The 19,885-nt window shown below is 30.1% G+C and carries 17 protein-coding genes; 5 read left to right on the plus strand and 12 right to left on the minus strand.

Features of this window, described 5'->3' with window-relative positions; all coding sequences use genetic code 11:
* Positions 1–130: 130 nt before the first annotated feature.
* The 3 genes from BQ5344_RS09880 (at position 131) to BQ5344_RS09890 (ending at position 3,689) form a co-directional block, all read left to right on the plus strand.
* Positions 131–1,366 (plus strand): BaiN/RdsA family NAD(P)/FAD-dependent oxidoreductase, encoded by a 1,236-nt coding sequence (locus BQ5344_RS09880; RefSeq protein ID WP_071125171.1) that lies wholly within the window; start codon positions 131–133, stop codon positions 1,364–1,366.
* A 162-nt stretch (positions 1,367–1,528) separates the two neighbouring features.
* A complete protein-coding gene (locus tag BQ5344_RS09885) occupies positions 1,529–3,178 on the plus strand; it encodes an NAD(P)/FAD-dependent oxidoreductase (protein WP_071125172.1) in 1,650 nt (549 codons plus the stop codon).
* Positions 3,179–3,296: 118 nt separating this feature from the next.
* A complete protein-coding gene (locus tag BQ5344_RS09890; RefSeq protein WP_036070533.1) occupies positions 3,297–3,689 on the plus strand; it encodes a carbonic anhydrase in 393 nt (130 codons plus the stop codon).
* Between the two features lie 89 nt (positions 3,690–3,778).
* Here BQ5344_RS09890 and BQ5344_RS09895 read toward each other — a convergent pair whose 3' ends face one another.
* The 4 genes from BQ5344_RS09895 to BQ5344_RS09910 all read right to left on the minus strand — a co-directional run bounded on the left by BQ5344_RS09895 (position 3,779) and on the right by BQ5344_RS09910 (position 9,209).
* A complete protein-coding gene (locus BQ5344_RS09895) occupies positions 3,779–4,483 on the minus strand; it encodes a M48 family metallopeptidase (RefSeq protein ID WP_071125173.1) in 705 nt (234 codons plus the stop codon).
* A 42-nt stretch (positions 4,484–4,525) separates the two neighbouring features.
* Positions 4,526–6,283: an NUDIX domain-containing protein gene (locus BQ5344_RS09900; protein WP_071125174.1), complete on the minus strand. Its 1,758-nt coding sequence runs from the start codon at positions 6,281–6,283 to the stop codon at positions 4,526–4,528.
* Positions 6,284–6,419: 136 nt separating this feature from the next.
* Positions 6,420–7,721 carry a 16S rRNA (cytosine(967)-C(5))-methyltransferase RsmB gene (rsmB, locus tag BQ5344_RS09905; RefSeq protein WP_071125175.1) on the minus strand — a complete coding sequence of 434 codons (1,302 nt, stop codon included), beginning with the start codon at positions 7,719–7,721 and terminating at the stop codon, positions 6,420–6,422.
* Positions 7,722–7,748: 27 nt separating this feature from the next.
* Entirely contained in the window at positions 7,749–9,209 is a 1,461-nt protein-coding gene (locus tag BQ5344_RS09910; protein WP_071125176.1) for a glycoside hydrolase family 32 protein, read from the minus strand.
* 322 nt (positions 9,210–9,531) lie between these two features.
* Between BQ5344_RS09910 and gltS the strand changes: the two genes are divergently transcribed.
* Positions 9,532–10,773 (plus strand): sodium/glutamate symporter, encoded by a 1,242-nt coding sequence (gene gltS / locus BQ5344_RS09915; RefSeq protein WP_071125177.1) that lies wholly within the window; start codon positions 9,532–9,534, stop codon positions 10,771–10,773.
* Between the two features lie 56 nt (positions 10,774–10,829).
* On the opposite strand, the gene BQ5344_RS09920 is transcribed toward gltS, so the two are convergent.
* Complete coding sequence (locus BQ5344_RS09920) at positions 10,830–12,272, minus strand: acyl-CoA dehydrogenase family protein (protein WP_083378241.1); 1,443 nt, start codon at positions 12,270–12,272, stop codon at positions 10,830–10,832.
* Between the two features lie 226 nt (positions 12,273–12,498).
* Positions 12,499–12,801: a hypothetical protein gene (locus tag BQ5344_RS09925; protein WP_021768957.1), complete on the minus strand. Its 303-nt coding sequence runs from the start codon at positions 12,799–12,801 to the stop codon at positions 12,499–12,501.
* Positions 12,802–13,914: 1,113 nt separating this feature from the next.
* On the opposite strand from BQ5344_RS09925, the gene BQ5344_RS12310 reads away from it, so the two are divergent.
* Positions 13,915–14,085 (plus strand): hypothetical protein, encoded by a 171-nt coding sequence (locus BQ5344_RS12310; protein WP_162840185.1) that lies wholly within the window; start codon positions 13,915–13,917, stop codon positions 14,083–14,085.
* A 246-nt stretch (positions 14,086–14,331) separates the two neighbouring features.
* On the opposite strand, the gene dapB is transcribed toward BQ5344_RS12310, so the two are convergent.
* The 6 genes from dapB to atpG all read right to left on the minus strand — a co-directional run bounded on the left by dapB (position 14,332) and on the right by atpG (position 19,884).
* Positions 14,332–15,066 (minus strand): 4-hydroxy-tetrahydrodipicolinate reductase, encoded by a 735-nt coding sequence (gene dapB / locus BQ5344_RS09930; protein ID WP_071125178.1) that lies wholly within the window; start codon positions 15,064–15,066, stop codon positions 14,332–14,334.
* A 120-nt stretch (positions 15,067–15,186) separates the two neighbouring features.
* The gene (gloA, locus tag BQ5344_RS09935; protein ID WP_021769428.1) at positions 15,187–15,570 is read right to left on the minus strand and encodes a lactoylglutathione lyase; all 384 of its coding nucleotides are present in this window, start codon (positions 15,568–15,570) and stop codon (positions 15,187–15,189) included.
* Between the two features lie 50 nt (positions 15,571–15,620).
* Positions 15,621–16,619: a DUF4912 domain-containing protein gene (locus tag BQ5344_RS09940; RefSeq protein ID WP_036071114.1), complete on the minus strand. Its 999-nt coding sequence runs from the start codon at positions 16,617–16,619 to the stop codon at positions 15,621–15,623.
* 459 nt (positions 16,620–17,078) lie between these two features.
* Complete coding sequence (gene atpC, locus BQ5344_RS09945) at positions 17,079–17,468, minus strand: ATP synthase F1 subunit epsilon (protein ID WP_026746987.1); 390 nt, start codon at positions 17,466–17,468, stop codon at positions 17,079–17,081.
* Positions 17,469–17,568: 100 nt separating this feature from the next.
* Entirely contained in the window at positions 17,569–18,966 is a 1,398-nt protein-coding gene (gene atpD / locus BQ5344_RS09950) for a F0F1 ATP synthase subunit beta (protein ID WP_006803459.1), read from the minus strand.
* A gap of 57 nt (positions 18,967–19,023) precedes the next feature.
* A complete protein-coding gene (gene atpG, locus BQ5344_RS09955) occupies positions 19,024–19,884 on the minus strand; it encodes an ATP synthase F1 subunit gamma (protein WP_021769430.1) in 861 nt (286 codons plus the stop codon).
* Position 19,885 lies beyond the last annotated feature (1 nt).

Genomic DNA, 19,885 nt, shown 5'->3' on the forward strand with positions numbered 1-19,885 from the left:
ACATTTAGACTTCTTTCATACAAAAAAACGAGCACACGGCTCGTTTTTATTTTATAAATTAGCATTTAAACAAAAAATTAATAAAATTTAAAAAATTTATCATAAATATTTAGGAGAATGGAATTATAAGATGAAAAGAGAAATAGCGATAATTGGAGGTGGCGCTTCAGGTTTTCTGACAGCGATCACTGCAAAGAAAAACGGAAGGGATGTTGTCATTCTGGAAAGAAAGGACAGAGTTCTAAAAAAAGTGCTTACAACTGGAAATGGACGATGCAACTTGACAAATGTAAATGCTTCCAATAGAAATTATTTTGGAATTGAGAAAATGAAGCAGCCTATTGAGAAAATTTTGGAAAGCTTTACTTCACAAGATGCAATGAGATTTTTTGAAGATGAAGTCGGGATTATTTGTAATGAGGAAAATCGAGGGAAAGTTTATCCACTTAGCGGACAGGCTGCATCAATTGTAGATGGACTTAGATTTTATGCACAAAGTCTTGGAATAGAGATAATTACAGATTTTTATGTCACAAAAATTGAAAAGGAAATGTTTGATTTTAAGATAATTTCTGAAGATAAAAAACAAATAATTACCAAAAAAGTAGTTATTGCAACTGGTGGAAAGTCTTATCCTGAACTTGGTTCAAACGGGAGCGGCTATGAGCTGGCAAAAACCTTTGGGCATACTGTTACAGAATTAACGCCTGTTATTGTACAGCTAAAGGCAGAAAAAGAAAAAATTAAAGGTTTAAAAGGAATTAAGTCGGATGTGGAAGTTACAGCTTTTGGAGAAAATGGAAACGGTGAAAAAGAAAAAATTTGTACTTATGATGGTGAACTGCTGTTTACTGATTTTGGCATTTCTGGAAATGTAGTTTTTAACATTTCGTATGTTTTCCCAATTTACAGAAACGTGGAATTTGAAATTGACTTTATGCCAAAATTTACTTATAATGAAATTTTTGAAATTTTGAAAAAACGTCGGACAATATTAAAGGATTTTACAATGGAACAATTTTTTAATGGAGTTGTCAATAAAAAACTGGGACAATTTTTAACAAAATCGGCAGGAATAGAAAAGTTATCAAAAAGTATAAATAAACTTACAGATAACGAGATTCGTAAAATTTGTACAACTTTAAAAAAATATAGAATAAAAATTATTGATACAAACGGCTTTAAAGCGGCTCAAGTTACGGCTGGCGGTATTCCTCTAAGTGAAATAAATCTGGAAAATCTGGAATCAAAAAAAGTTAAAAATCTGTATTTTGCTGGAGAAATACTGGATGTTTACGGCGAATGCGGCGGATTTAACTTACAATGGGCCTGGACTTCTGGATATTTTTTAGGAAAAAATCTTTAAAAAAAATACTAAATGTTGCTAAATTAAATATATTAATAATAAATTTTATAAATTATTTACTTTTAACTCCCTTGCTAAAATAGATTTATAGCAAATTTACTATTTAAAATGAAAAATAATGCTAAAAACTTTTAAAAACAACTAAACTAATTAAGGAGAAAAATGATTAGAATAAATAATATAAAAATGCCTGTAAAACACAACGAAAATGATTTAAAAAAAACAGTTTACAAACTTTACAAAATCAATGAGAATGAAGTAAAATCATTTGAAATAGCAGGACAGGCGATTGATGCCAGAAAAAAAGATAATGTTGTATTTGTTTATGCAGTCGATATTTCTTTTAATTTTGATGAGGAAATAGAAAAGAAAAGATTTGAAAATGTGAAAAATGTGCGTAAAATTGAGAAAAAGCCTTATTCTATGGAAAAAATTGAGAACTTTACAGAAAATGAAAATGTGAAGCGTCCAGTTGTTGTGGGTAGCGGTCCTGCTGGAATTTTTGCTGGACTTGTGCTTGCCGAAGCTGGATTAAAGCCAATTATCATTGAGCAGGGAAAAAATGTAGATGAGCGTGAAAAAGATGTATATAATTTTTTCAAAACTGGAAAACTTGATAAATATTCAAATGTACAGTTTGGAGAAGGAGGAGCTGGAACATTTTCAGATGGGAAACTAAACACGAATACAAATAATTTTCGGATTCAGAAGGTTTATGATGAATTAATTCTCGCTGGTGCTGATCCCAAAATCAACTATATGTCAAAGCCCCACATTGGAACCGATAAATTAATTGAAATAATGCGTAAAATCAGGCATAAAATCGAAAGCCTTGGAGGAGAGTACCGTTTTAGCACAAAACTTGTAAAAATAAATTATGAAAAATCTAATTTTGAAAATAACAAAATAAAAAGCATTTTAGTTAAAAATGTGGAAAATTCTGATGAAAATAAAATTTATGAAATTCCAACAAATATTGTAGTTTTGGCAATTGGACATAGTGCAAGGGATACTTTCTTTATGCTGAACGAAGAAAATGTTGCAATGGAACGGAAAACTTTTTCGGTAGGAGTCCGAATTGAGCATCTTCAAAGTATGATAAATTACTCGCAATATGGAAAATTTGCTGATAAATTGCCAGCCGCAGAATACAAATTAAATGTAAAGACAAGCAATGGACGTGGAGTTTATACTTTCTGTATGTGTCCTGGAGGTGTCGTTGTCCCATCTTCAAGTGAAGAAGGCAGACTTGTCGTAAATGGAATGAGTTATTCACAAAGAGATTTGGAAAATGCAAATTCAGCAATTTTGGTAAATGTATTTCCCGAAGATTTTCCAGGAGAAAGTGTTCTGGCTGGAGTTGAATTTCAAAGAAAATTGGAAGAAAAAGCATTTGAGCTTGGTGGAAAAGATTACAAAGCCCCTATTCAGCTATTTGGCGATTTTGTAAATAATAAAATCTCAACAAAATTAGGAAAAGTAAAGCCAAGCTACCTAGCAGGCTACAAATTTGCAAACTTAAATGAAATTTTTCCACAATTCATAAACGATTCCATAAAAGAAGGAATTACCTTAATGGATAAAAAAATAAAGGGTTTTGCTAATTATGACGCAATTCTGTCAGGTGTCGAAAGCCGTAGTTCATCTCCAGTGAAAATTCCTAGAAATGAAAGATTTTTCTCAAATATCGAAGGACTTATGCCATGTGGGGAAGGTGCAGGGTATGCTGGCGGAATTATGTCAGCGGCAGTTGATGGAATAAAATGTGCAGAATATGTGATTGAATATTTTCTAGAAAATTTATTAAGTTAAAATTTTTGATTTTTACCAATAAATATGCTATAATTTCAACATCTTTAAGATATATTTCAAATAACTTCAAACTTGTAACTATTAAAAATATGTAGTTGTTTGAACGAGGGAGGAAATTATGTTTTGTACTTTAGTATGCTGTATGGATGGAAGATTTATTCATATTTTAAATGAATACATTAGAGGTAATTACAGATACACTTTTGTGGATACTATTACTGATGCGGGTGCTGTAAATAAAATAGTTAATGATGAGGATTATTTAAAGAGCATAGAAGATAAGGTGGTTTTAATTTCGGTTAATAAACATAAATCTGATCATATTTTTGTGGCAGGGCATAGCGACTGTGCTGGTTGTCCTACTGATGATGAAACACAAAAAGGTTATATTCGGCAAGCTGCTGAGAAAATGCACAACGATTTACCCCATGAGGCTGTTACTGGGCTTTTTGTCCATGAAAATGGAGAAATTGAAATTTTAGTTGATTACGACATTGATGATATTAATTAATTGAATTAATAAAAAATAAAGGAACTGCTATTAACTGGTAGTTCCTATTTTATTTAAAAAATATCTTTAATATTATTTTTATTTGAAATTTAATAATAATGTTTAGCATTTAGCATTTTTTCAGCAATCTTATAATTTGGCATATATCGTTCGACATAATTGTAAAAACCTTTTCCATGATTTGGATACTTTAAATGTGTCAATTCATGTAAAACCACATATTCTATCTCAAAAGGAGTTCTTTTTATAAGCTCCGTATTAAGATTTATATATTTTTTTACATAATTGCACGAGCCCCATCTAGTCTTCATAGGCTTTATTGCGACTTTTTCCACATGCTCATCCAATATTTTCAGCCATTTTTCCATAAATTGCGGAAATAACTTTTTTGCATTTTCAAAATACCATTTTTCCATAATTTTTTTCTTTTCGTCAGTATTTTCCAAAATGTTTTCATTAACTGTTAAAATTATATTCGGATTTTTTTCATTATTTACTAAATTCACGCCATTAAAACTCCCAGTTTTCACAGTTAAATTGTATTCTTTTCCCAAAAATTTATGAATTTCGCCAGTTTTGTACTCAAATCCCTTCTGTTTTTCCTTCACATCTTCAACTTTTTTCAAAACACTTTTTATCCAGCCTTCTTTAGAACGGATAAAATTTTCGATGTAATCACGATGTAAATTCATTGGTACAGAAATATAGATTTCCATATTGGGCTTTATCCGTAAATTTATATTTTTTACTTTTTTTCTGTGAACTTCATAACCTAAAATTTTTTCTGTTTTCATTTTTTACTTTATTTTCCTCTTACATTTATTTTTATTAAAGCTCTAACCTGTCTTCGACTTTATAAATACTTTTCTTGCGTTTTCCAGCACATCCTTCTGAAGCTTATAAGTAACCAGCTTTAATGCTTCCTCATAAGTACACCATTTAAAATCCTCAATTTCAAAAGTATCAATGGTAACCTCTTCATCTTGCGTAATTCCCATAAAAATCGTAACTTTCTTAATAGTTTTCTCATTTGGAATATATTTTATTTCTCTTTCAAAATTAGGAATTATTTTTATTCTTACATTTGTTTCTTCAAGAACTTCACGAATTGCTGTTTCTTCCTTAGTTTCATCCTTTTCGATATGTCCTTTTGGAAAGCCCCAGTTACCATTGTGCATTTTCACAAGCAAAATTTTTTCGGTATTTTCATTAAAAACAATTGCGCCGCACGAATTTTCATAATCAAAGTTATCATTCAATTTGTAATGCTTGACAACATATTTTAATAATGCTTCTTTCTCGTTCTCAATTTCATCGCCAAGCACAAGCTCATACAATCTATTTTTTACTTCTCCAATCTCACGGTTACTAAATTTAAGATTTATCAAATCAATCCCTGTTATATCTAAATCATTAAACTGTGGTATTTTACCCTGTTTCTTTATATTTTCAATTTTTTCCCGAAAATTTTGTAAAATCTCTTCATTTTCTTTTTTTGTCCTAAGCCCTTTGGAATTTAAGTCTGCAGAAAATAAATTAAAAAGTCTTTTTAGATTTTTTTCTTCCATTTCAATAATCAACTTTTTCAACGTCTTATCTGAAACATCTTGATAAATTAACATATGATTTTTTACAATTTTTTTTACTGAATTTATAAAATCATTGGACGCCTTGAGCTGTTTTAATTCCTCTTCTGCGATTAATGCACTTTCCTTTTCATGTCCATAAAAATAAAAAATACCTTTTGCATCAATAATTTTTACATTTATTTTCCCCAAATCGTGAAAAAGTGCCGCAAATCTAGTTACCAAATCATAATCACAAAGATGAATAACTTTTATAATATGATTAAACAAGTCGTCTGGATGATTGGGATTATTCTGATCAAAATTGTAAGCATAATAAAATTCGGGAATTATCATTTCTAAAACCCGTAATTTTTTCATTTCTATAAAAGCCTTTTTAGCAAATTTTCCCATAAGAATTTTACTTAACTCGTCAAAAATTCTTTCTTTAGATATTTTAGTCAAAAATTTTCTTTTTTTGTAAATGGCTTCAGCTGTTTTTTTATCCAAATTAAATCCTAATTTTGAAATAAATCTAAAAGCTCTTAAAATTCTAAGAGCATCTTCTTCTATTCTCAGCTTTGGCTTCCCTACAAATCTTATCACTTTCCGTCTAATATCCTGCCTTCCCCCATACAAATCAACTATTCCAGTCTGTTCGCTGTAAGCAATAGAATTTATCGTAAAATCCCTTCTTGCCAAATCTTCTTCAATTGTTTTTACAAACTTAATTTCTTTTGGGTATCTGCTGTTGTAAACTCCTGTTTCTTTACGGAATTTTGCTATTTCATAGCTTTTTCCATTAACATTTATCATAAGAATTCCAAAATGAGCTCCCATTTCTTTTGGGTTATAACCAGCAAAGATTCTTTTCAATTCTGAATATTCTATATCAGTTGCAAAATCATAATCGCCAGGATCTTTATTTAGAATTTTATCTCTAACTGCTCCACCAACAAGAAATCCTTTTCCATTTCTATTCAGTTGTTCCAATATGAATTTTACATCATCATCCAAATTAAATTGCATCCCAAATATGTCCTTTCAATCATTTTTTCTGTACTTTTATAGAATAATTCATTTCCAAATTTATTTTTGTTTTATAAACTTTCTCTAAAATATCTAGTTCCATTTTTATTCTTCGTTTTTTATACTCGAAACTCTTTTATTTTTTTCTTAATTTTGCAATATAAAACCCATCCATGTATTTATTTTTATACGAAATATAAACTCCCCCAAATTCATCTCTTATATTTTCAATATTTTCAGGAATCTCTACTTCCAAAATTTCCAAATCCTTGTATTTTTCGAGAAAATAATGAATATTATTAGTGTTCTCATTTTTAGAAAATGTACAAGTGCTATAAACTATTTCCCCGCCATTTTTCAAAGATTTATATGCACTTTCAAATATTTTTTTCTGAAGTTTCTTTAAATTTTTTATATCATTTGCAGTCAGCTCATATATTTTTTCAGGCTTTTTCCGAAGAACTCCAAGCCCACTGCAAGGCATATCTAAAAGTATCTTGTCAAACATTGTGTCTAAATTCTCAATTTGTGTAGCATCATTTAATTTCACTTCAAAATTGCTGTAACCATATTTATTTTTAAGTTCATTCAATAATTTCACTTTATGCTCGTGAATATCAGTAGAAATAAGGTTTTTCGGATTAAAGAGCTGTAAAATTGCAAGGGATTTTCCACCAGGAGCAGAACAGGCATCAAGCACAGTTTCTCCATCTTTCACGCCTAAATTTCTCACGGCCAGATAAGACGATGCATCCTGAATCACAACATCCCCATTCTTATAAATTTCCGTATCAAAAATATTCGCATTTGATAAATAATAAACTTCACCAACAGAAAATAAGGCTTCTGTCATAATATTTTTCAACAATTCCTCAAATTTCTCACTCGTAATTTTATTCTTATCAAATCTAACTGACAAATAACTTCTTTTTTTATAAGATTTAAGCATTTCCAAATAATCATAAGGATAATCAATTTTCATCTTATTCACAAACCATTGCGGATATGACAAAACAATACTTTCCCTATTATCTTTCGGAATTTCCTCATCAAATTTTTCTTTATTTTTCAAAATTGTCTGTAAAGCCGCATTCACAAATCCAGCTTGATGTGCATTCAAAATTTTTGCAATCTCTCCAGCCTCAAAAATAACTCCCGCATTATCCGATTCCATGAAAAACAATTGAGCAACCGAAATTCTCAAAAGCTGCTTTATTTTTCGTTTTTTCACATTCCTAACACTTTTCCCAATCAGATAATCAATATAAATCAAATTTTTTATCACAATATTTACTACATTTGTAATAAACATTTTTTCTTTTTTTGTATAATTATTTTTAGAAAAATAGTAATTTAACTGGATATTACTGTATTTTCCATTCTGAATTTCATCCAGTAAATTTACTATGTCTAATTTTATATTCTTTTTCTTTATCAATTTTTTCCTCTCTTATTAAAAAAAACTTTATTTCCATTCCCATTTTTCTATTTCCACATTTACATCCTTATCTGCAAATACACTTATTCCATCTGCATCTTTTTCTGGGAATATTCGTGAAGAAAATACTTCTGCACCACCATTAATAAACACTTCTACAGAAGAATTATCTACAAACACAGTAAGTTCCAATTCTAAAATATCTCCTAAATAGACTTTTCTTAATCTTTTATCAGGTTGTTCACCTTTTGTTCTATCTAATACAAATTTTTTATCGTTGTAATCAAATTTTAAAACTGTTTCACTACTTTTACCAGTTCGTAATTTCAATCCAAAATCAGTATTAAAATCACTAAATTTAGCTTTTAATTCATAAGTTGCTCCTGTTCCAATTTTAACTTCTCCAGCTACTTTTCCACTAAATTCAATTTTTTCTCCACGGATACTTTCCATTTCCTCTATAGGCACTTGATAAAGTTTTCCATCTATTACTTTAAGTTCTCTTGGTAAAGTTAGGCAGTGAAGCCATTCACTTTTTACAGTTGGAAAATCTTCTTCTTCTGGAATTCCCATCCAGCCTACAATAAGCCTTCTTCCTTTATCATCTTCCATTGACTGTGGTGCATAAAAGTCATTTCCTCTGTCAATTTCCACAAAGTCTGATAAAATTTCAAATACAGGTTTTTCGTAATCTAATTTTCCAAATAAATATCCTGTCTGATATTTGTTATTGTATAAATCTCCTTCTGGCTCCAACCCTTGTGGTGAAAAAACCAATAAATCCTTTATTTCTCCAGTTTTTTCATCTTTTAACTGAAAGTAATCAGGACATTCCCACATAAATCCAAAGTCTTTAATTTTTCCGTGATTTGCTCCTGCGATTTCCCCTTCAAATTTCCAGTCTTTTATATTTTCTGAACTGTAAAGAACTGCCTTCCCTTCCAAATTTTCACTTTGAATACCAATTACAGCATAAAATTTACCATCTTTTTTCCAGATTTTTGGATCTCTTATGTGCCGTGTATATCCATCTGGCTGATTTACAATGCTTGGCTCCCATCTCTCAAAATTTTCTCCGTCGCTTGAAACTGCTAGGCATTGGTAAGATTCCCTATTTCCTTCAGGATCCTTCACATTTCCTGTATAAAATAAATAAAGTTTGTCGTCATCCACAATAGCACTTCCAGAATAAACTCCATCCTTAGAATACCAGGTATCAGGACGCAAAGCCGTTTTCAGCCTTTCCCAATGTAATAAATCATCACTTACACTATGAGCCCAAGTTTTATTTTTATGATTAGTTCCCAATGGATTCCATTGATAAAACATATGATATTTTCCATTAAACTGTGAAAATCCATTTGGATCGTTAATTAATCCCACAATTCCTTGAATATGATATTTTTGTCGCCAAAAATCTTTTTCAACAATTTCTTTTTTCTCCAAAATTGATTTTTCCTCATCTTCTCTAACTTTAGTAAAATCCATATTTCAAGCCACCTTTCATATCATCAAATTTTTATTATCTATTTGCGTTTTTTTTATTATATTATCTATTTCCAAACTTCTTTAATCTCAAACTTTTAAAAATTAAGTAAATTAAAAATTAGAGAAAATCTCTCAAATTTACTATATTTTACCATATTTTATTTCTTTTTCCAAATTTTTGCAATTCTATTTTTAAATTATTGTTATTTTTTTTTATAATTTTGGAGCTAAAAAAATAACTTTTGATTTAGATTTGCACTTTATTTGAATTTATAGTATAATGTTGCATTACAAAAAAAATTTATAGTGAGGTGAATTATTTATGGTTAAAATTAACATGGATATGATTCAGACAATTGGTCTAGCAGTTATTTTATTGTTAATTGGAATGAAACTTAGAAAAAAAATCAAATTTTTTGAAAAATACTGTATTCCAGCACCTGTTATTGGTGGTTTTTTATTTTCAATACTTGTTTTTATTTTAAGACAGACAAATATAGCTGAAATAAAGTTTACTGATACATTGCAAAAATTTTTTATGGTTATGTTTTTTACAAGCGTAGGATTTAACGCAAGTTTAAAAGTATTGAAAAAAGGTGGAAAAAAGGTACTTATTTTCCTATTTGTTGCAACTGGATTATGTATTTTGCAAAATACTGTTGCAGTTGGACTTTCAAAATTTGTAGGACTTCCGCCATTACTGGCACTAATGACAGGATCTACTCCAATGACTGGAGGACATGGAACATCCGCCGCTGTAGCTCCAACAATTGAAGCTCTCGGTCCTGCATACAAAGGAGCAAATGCTATTGCCATTGCTTCTGCAACTTTTGGTCTTATTGTAGGATCTGCTATGGGAGGACCTATCGCAAGCAGACTTATTAAAAAACACAAATTATTGCCTGAACATTTTGTAAAAGACGGTATTCAGCATGGAGATGAAGATATTGATGAAGAAGTGTTAAAAAGACAAAAGCCTTATCTTGATGGTGAACAATTTTCAATGGCATTTTTCTATATCTTAATTGCAATGGGAATTGGTTCATATTTATCAATCTTTATTGATTATCTTATGAGTTTTACAAATTTTGAAGCACATTTCCCTGTTTACATTGGACCAATGATTGTTGCTGCAATTATTAGAAATTTATCAGACAATGTAAAGGCTATGAATGCTCCGACAAAAGAAATAAGCATTCTTGAAGATGTGGCACTTAGTCTATTTCTTTCAATGGCACTAATGACACTAAGATTATGGGAATTAATTGATTTAGCATTGCCTGTAATTATTTTATTAGTTGCACAAGTTATATTGATTTATTTCTATCTGAACTGGATAACATTTAAAGCAATGGGGTCTGATTACGATGCAGCAGTAATGGTTTCAGGACATTGTGGATTTGGACTTGGAGCAACTCCAAACGGAATTTCAAACATGAAAGCAGTTACAGAAAAATATATTTATTCAAAAATGGCATTTTTCGTAATTCCAATTGTCGGTTCATTATTTATTGATTTTGCCAATATCAGTATCATTACAATATTTACCCAGTTTTTTAAATAACTGAATAAAATAAAAGAAGAATAGCTTTTATTAGTTATCCTTCTTTTTTTATTAATTTAACTATTATACTCAAAATCTAAAATATCTTTTCTAATATCCCTTATCAAGAATTTTACCAAATTATCCGATTCTGTTTGAATTAAAAGAAACAATCTTGCCAGTATTTTCCCAACAAAAACTTTTGTTATCTGATTCATTTCATTTAAAGCATGTTTTTTTAAAAAGTTTGTCAAATCATCTGCTTTATTCAGGATACCGCTAACAGAAATACTTGAAAATCGTCTATCTGAAATAAATCTTTCATAGATTGTCGAATTTTTATCTACTCTAATTCCTTCCTTCTTCTCCACAGCCGTAGCTTTTGAAAACTGATCATAAATTTCAGCATAAAGCATGTCGTTTGGACCTTCAAAGATAGTAAACGGTCTAAAATCAATTGCCACATTGCTCATCGGATGCCCAGCTTCAAATCCTTTTGCCCCTAGAAGTTTCTGTGCAATTTTTGCTGCTTTGTAAGTATATTCAGTAGCAAGGCTCTTTATAATATTTGCTTCCATTAATTTATCTGAAACAGACTTATCTGGAGAGACATTGTTACAAGTATAACTATACATAATTTTTGATACATCGTAAGTATTTTCGATTTCATTTAATTCATTTTGAACAAATGGTATTTCTTTTTTAGCAAATTTATTTATATTTTTTACGATATATTCCATAATTCCATGTGTCATTCCAACTAGCTGCAATCTACTTCTTATAAAGATGTTTTGAAATTCTCTAAGACAATTTGCCTTGCTTTCTGAAAGTTTTATTATATATTTTGCAGGAATATGAGCATCTACATGATTTACAGCATATCTCACTGCTTTCAGCCCTTCTGAATTTAACACATCATAAGTTATATATTTTCTTGGAACTAAAATTAAGCTAATTACTTTTGAAAGTTTTCCTTCTTTCTTTTCCTTTGCTGCAATTAATAAAAAATCACTTTGAGAATTTCCTTGCCAATATTTATCAGCTTTAACATGAATTGTATTTTCATCAACATATTCATAGTAAGACTGCATTTCTTTTGCTATGGCAGATCCAGAAGTTTCAGGCTCCGTTATAGCTAGTCCTCCACCTTCTCCGTTAAATATCATTTCCAAACCTTTTTCAATCTGCTCCTTATTTCCATATTCAATTAGCGGCTGTAATACTAATGCCCCTTCAATCCCAGTTCTAAGAGTAACTGGCACTCCATAACTTCCAGCTATTCTAAGAACTTCCTGAATTTCAAATTGACTATCCTTTCTTCCTCCAAATTTTTCAGAAAGAAAAGGTAATAAGAGTCCACGTTTTTTTATACTTAACCATTTATTTTCTGATAAATAGTTCATTAGATTTATCTTCTCAATATTTCCGTCTGAAAAAACATCGTTAAACACCTTTTTTATATTAGACAAAAATTCTTCCGTATTCATTTTTAATAAATTTTCATTTTTAAATTTATTCATTTTTCTCCTCCTAATCAAGTAGTTACAATCAAAATACTTTGATTATAAAATAATTTGTTTATATAACAACTGTTATTATAGCACATATGAAAAGAAATAACAATTCCTAACAAAATTACAATTATATAATTTTTAAATTTATCACAAAATAAAAAAGCAGCCAATATAACTTCTCTGTTTACTGGCTGCTCTAATTCTGTTCAAACTATTATCAACATTCTAACTTTTATTTTTTGTTTTTATTTGTAGTTGTACTTGTATTTTTTAGATTTACGGTTTTGGTAGTATTAGTGTTTATGTTTGTTGTAGAAGTTTTTGGTGCTTTTGGAGTTTTTGAATTTCTGTTTGAAATTGCACCTTTTATACTTCTTCCTATACTATTTCCTAATGATACCCCACTATCCATTACCATTCCTACAGCTCTTCCATCTGCACCTCCAATTACTCCACCTGCCTGTGCAAAAGTACAGCTAATACAACTAGAAGCAATAATTGATGTTAATAATAAAACTTTAATTTTAGATTTCATAATAAATCTCTCCTTTTTTACAGTAATTAATTTTCTCTTATTTTCAATAGTATAATACCACATATTTTTTGTTATGTCAATACCATTTTATAAAAAAGTTTAAAAGAACTTTTATTTTTATATAGTATTTAATTTACCGTATAAATATTGACTTTTTTTATTTTATTTGTTATAATTATATAAATAGCAGGTATTATGAGAAATATTTTTAAATTCTATAATAATTAGTTTGTCGCAATATATTATACAATCTATGGTATTCAAATAAGGGATTTTTATTTAAATTTTGAAAAATTACTTGTTGTTAATAAATATTTTTTCATAATTATATGTTTTCTCTTTTTGTATAAGCAAGGGAAATCAATCGCCATTTCCCTTCATTTCGCAATAATAGTTATTCTAGTATATTTAAATAATAATATATTAAAGAGAATGGCGAAAGTGCTACGCACTAACCCTGGCTCGTCTAAGCATTTTTTTGAAATATTCCCAAATAAAATTTGGGAAAGTAGTTTAAACCTTATTATTTAGATAAAACCTTGATTACTACGAAAACGAAACTCGCTAACGCTCACTTTCGCAAATAAAGTTTAGAACAACTCTATAAAATATTTTTGCTATAAAGCTTTTGGCGAAAGAAACACATAAATGTGTTTAGTCGTTTTCATTCCAAAAAAATAACGACATTCTACATTAACTTATAAAAATTATATATTTAAGTTCTTAAATTGGGAAAATATTAAATAAGCAAAATTTCGTTAAAGGAAAAATAACTAAATATGAATATATTTCTTTCGCCATAATTTTTATAATGATAGAACTTATTTATGTTAAAATAACTCTTGTTTGCGAAAGTGAGCGTAGTTTTTACGAAGCGAGTTTTATTTTTTCTTTATAAGAAAGTTTTGCGTTAAGCGGGGTAGTTCGTAGAACATTTCGCCATTATCTCTAAGTAGCAGTCAGTTAAATATGTTAAAATAACTATTATTGCGAAAGAGGGCATGGCGTCTGATGCCCTTACGTTATAATTTCTAATTTTTACTATTAAAATACGAAATAATATTAAATGTGAAGATACAAAATAATAAAAAATAATACAAGGAGTGGTATTTTATGAAAAACATTTTTAAAATTCTAATTTTAATTTTAGTTGGGGTAAGTGTGGCTAGTTGCGAACTTTTTAGTCCTTCACGATGGGAAGAATATAATCGGAGCCGGGAAGAAAGAGGTAGAACTTGTTATGAGAAATATAATGGAAATGTTTATTGTGAAGATACAAGATAGTAAAAAACAATATAAAGAAGTGATATTTTACGAAAAATATTTTTAAATTCTAATTTTAATTTTAGTTGGGTTAAGTGTAGCTAGTTGTGAACTTTTTAGTCCAAGTTATTGGAATCGAGTTGATCAAAGAATGGCAGAAAAAGGAACAAGATGTTATAGAACTAGCAGTGGATATTTTTATTGTGAAGATACAAAATAGTTGAAAAAAGAAAAACTCCAGTCTTAATAAAACTAGAGTTTTTTTTATTATAAACCAAGTACATCTTTCATTGTATACAGTCCTGCTTTTTTTCCAGCAAGAAATTCTACAGCTTTGACTGCACCGTCTGAAAACATTTTTCTTGATAATGCTTCGTGCTTTATTTCGATAATTTCATCATTTTTTGCATAAATTACGGTATGTTCTCCGACTATATTTCCGCCACGTATAGCGTGAACTCCTATTTCTTTTTCAGCACGTTTACTGTGCCCTTCTCTTCCATAAATTGTTCTGTAGTCTTTTCCATCATTATCCAGATTTTCCTTGACAACTTCAAGTAAAGTATTCGCTGTACCGCTTGGTGCGTCAATTTTTCTGTTGTGATGCTTTTCAATTATTTCAATATCAAAATCCTTTAATAATTTTGTCGCAAAGGCTACAATTTCATTTACGATATTTACTCCAACTGAAGTATTTGTTGCTTTAATTATAGGTATTTGCTTTGATGCTTCCTGGATTTTTGCAATCTGTTCTTCTGAATGTCCAGTTGTAGCAATTAGAACTGGAACTTTTTTATCAATTCCCGCTTCAAGTACATCCTCCAGCAAACTGAAATGTGAAAAATCAATAATCGCATCAAAATCTACATCTTTTTCCTTCAGATTTTCAAAATCCCCATTTCCAAGCGGGTCAACCAGCCCAGCAAATTCATTTCCAGAATTTATTACTGATTCTTTTACATACTGTGCCATAACTCCAGCACCATACACTATTATCTTCATATTTTCTCCTTGCAGTTGTTAAAATTTTGTATAAATAGTTTTACTATAAAAGACCGAAAGTCTCGGTCTTTTCTTCTGATATTTCTATTATTTGCTTTAAATATGTTTTATTGCTAATTTTTATTCTGCACGAATTACTTCCATACGGTAACCATCTGGATCCGTTACGAAATAATAATGTCCAGGTTTACCAGGCAAGCCCATAAGATCTGTTGTCTTGTATCCCATTGCCTTATGTTTTTCATTATCTCCTTCCAAGTCATCCGAAGCAATTGCCAAATGTGAAAAACCATCACCAATTGTATATGAACCGTGACCGTAATTATAAGTCAGCTCAATCTCAAAACTTTCTCCTGGAAGAGTCAAATAAACAATAGTAAATTTATGTTCTGGAAAATCTTTACGTCGGTCTTCCTTAAATCCAAATGCCTTTTCATAAAATTCGATAGATTTTTCTAAATTTTCTACACGTAAACAAGCGTGCAGCATATTTAACATAGCCATTTTGAATCTCCTTTAATCTTAATTTTTATAAAAACATTTATAAAAATGTTCTAACTGCTTCTTGAACCACCCATATCCAGTCTAAGATTTGGAAGTTTTCCTTTTATCACTTTTCTTTCGATTAATGATTCTGAAGCTCCTACTTTTGTCAATCTTTCTATAACTTCGATTATAAATTCATTATTTTCATCCACATCATAATCTGCAGGTACTCCTAAAAGCTCTCTTCCTTCTGGTGTTGAAACTGGAGTATTTATATATTTTATAAGCTGATTTGTGCTTGAATCGAATTTCACTGTTCCCCATACTAAGTCAATATTATCAGAAACTTTATCATTTGGTGCGATTGCTTCTACTGAATGTGCTACTTCTGAAAAGTTTCCATATTGATCTTCATATCCGATAGATGCTTCATAATTTTGATTTACATCAATTTCAGTAATATAATGCGAACCAATTCTTTCATGTCTTATAATTTTTCTATATTCGTGTCCGTTTTTAAATATTTTTATAACTACATTATCAATAACTCCGTTATTTGTAGCTAATCTTTCATAGGTATCATCACGAATTTCCCAATAAATGTATAATGTTGTAGGATTTTTTGGCATTAGGACAAGTTCATCTGTAAAATACGATGCTGGTAATGGAGCCTTGTCAAAGTAAATATCTTCGTGATTTGATTTACCGTCAAATTCCACACCTTTTGCAAATTTTGAACGGTTAATTTCAGTTTCTACGTATCTACGTCTTATTTGTTCTGACGAAATTTTTTCATAATTAAAATCTAAAGCTGTAAAAATTCTTCTATATTTTCTACCTAGATTTCCTACTAATTTTCTATCAGCAAAGTTTCTGTAAAACGTTCTGCTTCTTTTAATAAAAAAGTATTTTATCAAAATTTTCTCAATAGTTTCCCTTTCGATAACTTCCATTGAAATAAATCTTTCTAATTTTTTCAATTCTTTTTTATTTCTATTCCCAACTAATTTTTCATTAACATAATTTCTATAAAATGTTCTCGTTCTATTTTTTTTCAATTGCTCCATTCCCATTCCACCTTTACATTATTTTTTATTGTTAAATTTATTCAAATATTAGTTTAAAAATATAGATTTACCCTTTGATTATTCAATTAAATAATCTTTTATTTTTTAAATTATTTTACTTTTTATTTATTTTAGTTAAATTAACTATTTTACTTAAACTAAAAAATGCTTAGACAAGCGAGGATTCGTGCGTAGCAGTTTCGCCAAAATCTTCAGATATTATAATTTGAAAAATTGTCATAACTAATATTGCGAAAAAAAGGGGATGATAACTGTTCCCCTTTACTTCATAAAAAAGAAAAACAGATGAATTATATAAAAAATATTTAACTGAATACTCTATGATGAATCTTTTAATTTTTAGAGTTTAAACAAATTTATTATAATTAAATAATCAATTTTAAAATTAATTAACTATATTTTATACATATTATACCACATTTTTTAGAATTTCAAAATTTATTTCCTGCTTAAATTGTTTTGAATCCGTTTTTTTGAGCCTAAAATATCCTGATCTTCTTTTATTTTTTGTTTTTTTGCTCTTTCAATGGCAACTTCTCTTGCCATCCGTTCTGCTTCTGCCTTAGTTGCTTCAACGATATTTACTCCCAAAATAACAACTTTATCCTGACGAACTTCTAGAAATCCTCCTTCCAGATAATATGTCATTTCCTTATTATCCTTTTCACGAACAAGCATTTCCCCAGCACCAATTGGTGTAATGTAGTTAATATGCTTTGCAAGTATTCCAATATCTCCACCTTCTGTACGTAATTTTACAAATTCAACAGGCTTTTCAAAAACCAGCCTTTCTGGAGTTACTGCTTCCAAAATAAATTCCGTTGCCATAAAGCCTCCTTCCATTCCAAAGTATGCTTATTTTATCTAAACTTTCTTATTGGAAAACAGGGAAAACATCGTCCCTGTTTTCATTACACATTATTTTAAATTACTCGCTCATCAATTCTCGTGCTTTTGCAACTGCATCTTCAATTGTTCCAACGTATAAGAATGCCTGTTCTGGCAAATCATCATGAAGTCCATCCAGAATTTCTTTAAATCCACGTATTGTTTCTCTTAAAGGCACATATTTACCTTTCATTCCTGTAAACTGTTCTGCTACTGAGAAAGGCTGTGAAAAGAATCTTTGGATTTTTCTAGCACGATTTACTGTTAATTTATCATTTTCATCCAGCTCATCCATTCCTAGAATTGCGATAATATCTTGTAATTCCTTATATCTTTGTAATACTTTCTGAGTTTCTCTTGCAATTTTATAATGCTCATTCCCAACAATTTCAGGCTCAAGTATTCTTGAAGTTGAATCAAGCGGGTCTACTGCTGGATAAATTCCAAGCGATGCAATTTGTCTTGACAATACTGTTGTTGCATCCAAATGGGCAAATGTTGTTGCTGGTGCTGGATCTGTCAAGTCATCTGCTGGCACATATACAGCTTGTACTGATGTAATTGAACCTGTGCTTGTTGATGTTATTCTTTCCTGCAAGGCTCCCATTTCAGTTGCCAAGTTTGGCTGGTATCCTACGGCTGACGGCATTCTTCCAAGTAGAGCCGATACTTCTGATCCTGCCTGAGTAAATCTGAATATGTTATCAATAAATAAAAGTACGTTTTGTCCTTCCTTATCTCTAAAATATTCCGCCATTGTAAGTGCTGTAAGCCCTACTCTTAGTCTTGCTCCAGGTGGCTCATTCATTTGTCCATACACTAATGCTGTCTTATCAATAACTCCACTTTCTGTCATTTCGTTATATAAATCACGTCCCTCACGTGTACGCTCTCCAACTCCTGCAAATACAGAAAGTCCTCCATGCCCTTTCGCAATATTGTTAATCAATTCCTGAATTAATACTGTCTTTCCGACTCCTGCTCCTCCAAAAAGTCCAATTTTTCCACCTTTTAAGTATGGAGCAAGTAAATCTACTACTTTTATTCCTGTTTCAAGTATTTCAGAATCTGTTCCTTGTTGTTCAAATGAGGGTGCATCCTTGTGGATAGATTCCCTTAACACATCTGCATCCAATTTTTCACCATCATCAACCGCTTCTCCAAGCACATTGAAAATTCTTCCTAATGTCGCTCTTCCAACTGGAACTTGAATCGGGTTACCAGTATCTACAACTTCCAGTCCACGTCTTAACCCTTCAGTTCCAGACATTGCAACTGCCCTTACAACATTATTTCCGTTGTGGGCGTGAACTTCAGCTACTAATTTTTCTCCGTTTTCCTTATACACTTCAAGCGCATTATAAATATCAGGCAATTTTTTTTCAAATTTTACATCTATAACCGGCCCAATAACTTGCACTAATTTACCTTTATTCATTAGTTACCTTTAACCTCCTTCTTAGTTTATTCTCAAGTTCTTCAGTTTAAAAATAAATTACTGTACTCCTAAAGAACCGCCAATAATTTCTGTTAATTCCTGTGTTATTTTTCCTTGTCTTTCACGATTATACTGCACTTCCAAGTTTCTTATCATTTCAGCGGCATTATCATTAGCCTGTTTCATTGCTGACATTCTGGCTGAATGCTCACTTGCCGAATTTTCAAGTAAAGACTGATACAATTTTATATTCAGAACTTGTGGCACAAATGAATTTAACACTTCTTCCTCTGACGGATCAAACACATATTCCTTTGTTGGCAATCCTTCCTTTTTTTCTATTGGAAGCAATTTTTCCACTTGAATATTATACTCAATTGCTGATACAAATTTAGAATAAATCATATAAACTTCATCATAAAAATCGTTTAAATAAAACTGAACTACATCTTCACTGATTTTTTTACCAGTTTCAAACATTGTTTCTGGAATCATCTGTGTATACTCACTATCCACATTAATATCCCGATTTTTACAATATTCCTTAGCTTTTCTTCCAATTGTTACAACTGACACGTCTTTTCCTTCTTTTTCAAATTTCTTTCTCATGCTTTCCAGCCTTCTAAAAGTATTTGAGTTAAAACTTCCACATAGCCCACGATCTGATGTCATCACAATAATGCCTACTCTTTTGACTTCTGACTTCCCATCAAAAATTACAAATTTATTTCCTCTAAGGCTTGCGACCAAATTGTCAAAAGCTTCATTTACAGCACGTGCGTAACTTCTTGATTTTAAAGTTAAAACTTGAAATCTCTTAAACTTTGTAGAAGAAACAATATTCATCGCATTTGTGATTTGACTTGTACTTTTTACACTGTCAATTCGCTCTTTAATTTCCTTCATATTTGCTGCCATG

Origin of the sequence: Leptotrichia massiliensis, from assembly GCF_900104625.1 — a bacterium.
Taxonomy (GTDB): domain Bacteria; phylum Fusobacteriota; class Fusobacteriia; order Fusobacteriales; family Leptotrichiaceae; genus Leptotrichia; species Leptotrichia massiliensis.

Coding starts and splice junctions, on each gene's coding strand:
- BQ5344_RS09895 (WP_071125173.1), bottom strand. CDS start 4,483: ATGAAAACAGAAAAAATTTTAGGTTATGAAGTTCACAGAAAAAAAGTA.
- BQ5344_RS09900 (WP_071125174.1), bottom strand. CDS start 6,283: ATGCAATTTAATTTGGATGATGATGTAAAATTCATATTGGAACAACTG.
- BQ5344_RS09890 (WP_036070533.1), top strand. CDS start 3,297: ATGTTTTGTACTTTAGTATGCTGTATGGATGGAAGATTTATTCATATT.
- atpC (WP_026746987.1), bottom strand. CDS start 17,468: ATGGCAACGGAATTTATTTTGGAAGCAGTAACTCCAGAAAGGCTGGTT.
- atpG (WP_021769430.1), bottom strand. CDS start 19,884: ATGGCAGCAAATATGAAGGAAATTAAAGAGCGAATTGACAGTGTAAAA.
- BQ5344_RS09880 (WP_071125171.1), top strand. CDS start 131: ATGAAAAGAGAAATAGCGATAATTGGAGGTGGCGCTTCAGGTTTTCTG.
- BQ5344_RS09925 (WP_021768957.1), bottom strand. CDS start 12,801: ATGAAATCTAAAATTAAAGTTTTATTATTAACATCAATTATTGCTTCT.
- BQ5344_RS09940 (WP_036071114.1), bottom strand. CDS start 16,619: ATGGAGCAATTGAAAAAAAATAGAACGAGAACATTTTATAGAAATTAT.
- BQ5344_RS09910 (WP_071125176.1), bottom strand. CDS start 9,209: ATGGATTTTACTAAAGTTAGAGAAGATGAGGAAAAATCAATTTTGGAG.
- BQ5344_RS09885 (WP_071125172.1), top strand. CDS start 1,529: ATGATTAGAATAAATAATATAAAAATGCCTGTAAAACACAACGAAAAT.
- BQ5344_RS09920 (WP_083378241.1), bottom strand. CDS start 12,272: ATGAATAAATTTAAAAATGAAAATTTATTAAAAATGAATACGGAAGAA.
- gltS (WP_071125177.1), top strand. CDS start 9,532: ATGGTTAAAATTAACATGGATATGATTCAGACAATTGGTCTAGCAGTT.
- BQ5344_RS12310 (WP_162840185.1), top strand. CDS start 13,915: ATGAAAAACATTTTTAAAATTCTAATTTTAATTTTAGTTGGGGTAAGT.
- dapB (WP_071125178.1), bottom strand. CDS start 15,066: ATGAAGATAATAGTGTATGGTGCTGGAGTTATGGCACAGTATGTAAAA.
- gloA (WP_021769428.1), bottom strand. CDS start 15,570: ATGGCTATGTTAAATATGCTGCACGCTTGTTTACGTGTAGAAAATTTA.
- atpD (WP_006803459.1), bottom strand. CDS start 18,966: ATGAATAAAGGTAAATTAGTGCAAGTTATTGGGCCGGTTATAGATGTA.